Origin of the sequence: Streptomyces swartbergensis (genome assembly GCF_002148965.1) — a bacterium.
Classification (GTDB): domain Bacteria; phylum Actinomycetota; class Actinomycetes; order Streptomycetales; family Streptomycetaceae; genus Streptomyces; species Streptomyces swartbergensis.
Map to the genome: position 1 here is coordinate 1 of NZ_NGFN01000521.1, position 3,866 is coordinate 3,866.

Here is a 3,866-nt window from a genome sequence, read left to right on the forward strand (position 1 = left end):
GACCCCGCCCGGGAACCGGCCGGGAGCGGGCGGGGACTGCTGGAGACGGTGGGTGCGGAGGCCGGGCGCGCGGGCGGCTTGAACGGGACCCTGGGCGCGAAAGCCGGGGAACCGGCCGAGAGCGGGCGGGGTCTGCTGGAGACGGTGAGCGCGGGATCCGGGCGCGTGGGTGGCCTGGCCGGGATCGTGGGTGGTCTGCCCGCGAGTGGGGGCGAGCCGCCCGAGGCGGTGGACGCGTCGCCCGTGGGCGGCCTGGGCGGGGCTGGGAGCGCCTTGCCGGAACCCCTGGGTTCCCCGCCCGGCATGGGCGCGCTGCCCGAGGCCGTGGGCGCGGCGCCCGTCGCCGTGGGGGCGCTGCACAAGGCGCATGTGCTGGGTGTCGGGGCTGGTGACCTCCGCAGAGCCGGCCCGGTGCCCTCAGCGGACGTGCCCGCTGTTGCCGTCGCCGACGAACCCGAGGTCGACCCGGACGTCACGTACGAGAGCGGGGAACCGTCGGTGTCCTCCGAGGAACGCCCGCTCTCCTACGCGGCCTTCTACGGCATCCCGTACGTGGCGATGCCCACGGTGGCCCGGCACCGCAGGCGCATCAGATCCTGACGCCGCCGGCCCTGAGGTACGCGATGGGGTCGACGTCCGTGCCGAACCCGGGCCCCGTCCGCACCTCGAAGTGCAGATGCGGGCCCGAGCTGTTTCCGGTGGAGCCGGAGCGTCCTATGCGCTGGCCCGCGCTCACCGTCTGGCCGTCCCGCACGGAGATCGCCGACAGGTGGGCGTATTGGCTGTAGCGGCCGTCACCGTGCCGGATCACGACCTGGTAGCCGTACGAGCCGCCCCACCCCGCGCTGACGACACTGCCCGAGGCGACCGACTTGACGGACGTGCCCGTGGGCACGGGGAAGTCGACGCCGGTGTGGTAGCCCTTCGACCAGGACGAGCCCGCCTTGCGGTAGGGCGTCCCCAAGGATGCGCTGACGGGGGCGACCAGGCCCTGCCGGGTGGCCGTGGACCGCGCGGCGCGCTCCTTGCTCTCGTCCTTGGACCGCTCCTTGGACCGCTCCTTGGACCGCTCCTTGGCACGCTCCTCGGCGCGGTCCGGGGACGGCTTCTTCGACGACGGCTTCTGCGATGACGGTTTCTTCGTCGACGGCTTGGCCGACGGGGCCCGCTCGGGCGCGGGACGCGTCTTCGTGACGCCCTCGCCGCTCAGCGCGAGCCGCTGGCCCGGCACTATCAGATCCGGATCGCTCCCTATGGCCGAGCGGTTGGCGGCGTACAGACCTCGCCAGCCGCCCCGTACCTCCCGCTCCTGAGCGATGCCGGAGAGCGTGTCGCCCCGCACCACCGTGTACATCTCGGCGCTGCCCGCCCGGGACTGCGGCGTGGACTGCGGCCGCACATCCTCGATGGAGGTCCTGGGCCTCTGCTTCCGGTCTGCCTTCTCGTCCTGCCTCGTGCTCTCGCCGCCCGGCCGGATGTCGGGCTCGGCTCCGCCCCGGGTCAGTCCGGCCGTCGGCCAGGCGCCCGGGCCCTGCCCGTCGAGCACCTTCTCGGCGACGGCGATCTGCTGGTCCTTGGTGGCCAGGTCCGCGCGCGCCGCGTAGGCCCGGCCGCCGTACGCCTCCCAGGTGGACTGGGTGAACTGGAGTCCGCCGTAGAAGCCGTTGCCGGTGTTGATGTTCCAGTCGTTGCTCGACTCGCAGGCGGCGACCTTGTTCCAGGTGTCCACGTCCGCCGCCTGGGCGGTGCCGGCGCCCATGAACGGGAGCGCCATGCCCGCGCCGCCCGCCGTGACGGTGAGTGAGGCGCGGTTGATCCTGTTCGGCTGATACCGGCGATGCCGGCCGCGTACGGCCATCGAGAGCCCCCCTAGACATGCGTCAGGAGGGGCAAAAGTAAGCGCTGCGAACCGGCCAGGACAAGGCGGCTATCAGCCGCCCGGTTGCCCAAATGGCCGGGATGAGGCCCCTGTTGCGCGACGTGCGCCACGGCGGTGCACCGCGTACGGCACCCGGTGCGCGTGTGCGGCGCACGCGGGGACGCGTACGTCGGGTGAGTGCGACGGGGGCTCTTGTGCGTATCTGCCTGCGCGACGTCGTACGACCCGCGCGCGCGGACGGAGTAGCGGCACGTCAGGATGGTCGACGGGGCATGCTGGTGGACAGCACCCGCAGCACCGACACCGAGGTCTTTAGGAGCCAACCGAATGAGCAGTACAGCGCAGATCGGCGTCACGGGTCTCGCGGTCATGGGCCGCAACCTCGCCCGCAACTTCGCCCGCAACGGCTACACGGTGGCGGTGCACAACCGGACCCCCGCGCGCACGCGCGCCCTGGTCGAGGAGTTCGGCGGTGAGGGGGAGTTCGTCGCGTGCGAGAGCGCCAAGGAGTTCGTGGCCGCGCTGGAGCGGCCGCGGCGGCTGGTCGTGATGGTGAAGGCCGGTGAGCCGACGGACGCTGTGATCCAGGAGTTCGCGCCGCTGCTGGAGCCCGGCGACATGATCATCGACGGCGGCAACGCGCACTTCGCGGACACCCGGCGCCGGGAGCGCGACCTGCGCGAGCAGGGCATCCACTTCGTCGGCATGGGCGTGTCCGGCGGCGAGGAGGGCGCGCTCAACGGACCGAGCATCATGCCGGGCGGCCCGAAGGAGTCGTACGACTCGCTGGGCCCGATGCTGGAGAAGATCTCGGCGAAGGCCGCCGACGGTTCGCCGTGCGTCTCGCACGTCGGTCCGGACGGTGCCGGGCACTTCGTGAAGATGGTGCACAACGGCATCGAGTACGCGGACATGCAGCTCATCGGCGAGGCGTACCAGCTGCTGCGCGACGTCGCCGGGTACTCGCCCGCCCAGATCGCGGAGATCTTCCGCACCTGGAACCAGGGCCGCCTCGACTCGTACCTGATCGAGATCACGGCCGAGGTGCTGTCGCACGTGGACGCGGAGACGGGCAAGCCGTTCGTTGACATGGTGGTGGACCAGGCCGAGCAGAAGGGCACCGGCCGCTGGACCGTGCAGATCGCGCTCGACCTGGGTGTGCCGGTGTCCGGCATCGCCGAGGCCGTCTTCGCACGTTCGCTGTCGGGTCACGCGGAGCTGCGGGAGGCCTCGCGCGGGCTGGCCGGACCGAAGGCGCAGCCGATGGGTGAGGCGGAGGCCCGGGCCTTCGCCGACCGGGTGGAGCAGGCGCTGTACGCGTCGAAGATCGTGTCGTACACGCAGGGCTTCCACGAGATCGACGCGGCCCGCGGCGAGTACGGCTGGGACATCGACCTCGGTGCGGTGTCCGCGCTGTGGCGGGGCGGTTGCATCATCCGCGCGGCCTTCCTGGACCGGATCCGGGCGGCCTACGACGCCCGGCCGGATCTGCCGAGCCTGCTGTCGGACGCGACGTTCGCGCAGGAGATCGGAGATGCCCAGGACGACTGGCGCGAGGTGCTGGTCGCCGCGACCCGCCAGGGCGTGCCGACGCCTGGTTTCGCCGCGGCGCTCGCCTACTACGACGCCCTGCGCGCGGAGCGGCTGCCGGCGGCGCTGACGCAGGGGCAGCGGGACTACTTCGGTGCGCACACCTACCGCAGGGTGGACCGGGACGGGTCGTTCCACACGCTGTGGGGTGGGGACCGGTCGGAGGTCTCCGCGTAAGCGCTCCGCGCTGAGAACCGGTATGAGAACGGGGCCGGTGGACGGCTGCTTCGGCTGTCCACCGGCCCCGTTCTCATGCCCGTTTTGATGCGGGTTCTCATGCTGCCGTTCAGGACAGCGGCGGGCCCGGCTCGGGGTTCGGTACGGGCTCCGGTCCCGGCGGGATCGGGGACGGATCGGGTCCCGGCACCGGGTCGGGGCCCGGGGGTGGTGGCGGGAC

General features: G+C 72.3%; 2 protein-coding genes and 1 pseudogene. 2 read left to right on the top strand and 1 reads right to left on the bottom strand.

Features of this window, described 5'->3' with window-relative positions; all coding sequences use genetic code 11:
• Nucleotides 1-600: pseudogene (locus tag CA983_RS46460) on the top strand (hypothetical protein); the annotation flags it as partial.
• Here the strand turns inward: CA983_RS46460 and CA983_RS41360 are convergent.
• Nucleotides 590-1,858: a peptidoglycan DD-metalloendopeptidase family protein gene (locus tag CA983_RS41360; protein ID WP_086605808.1), complete on the bottom strand. Its 1,269-nt coding sequence runs from the start codon at nt 1,856-1,858 to the stop codon at nt 590-592. The pseudogene CA983_RS46460 and the gene CA983_RS41360 overlap by 11 nt on opposite strands.
• Before the next feature lie 348 nt (nt 1,859-2,206).
• On the opposite strand from CA983_RS41360, the gene gndA reads away from it, so the two are divergent.
• Complete coding sequence (gene gndA / locus CA983_RS41365) at nt 2,207-3,646, top strand: NADP-dependent phosphogluconate dehydrogenase (RefSeq protein WP_086605809.1); 1,440 nt, start codon at nt 2,207-2,209, stop codon at nt 3,644-3,646.
• The last annotated feature ends 220 nt before the right edge of the window (nt 3,647-3,866 follow it).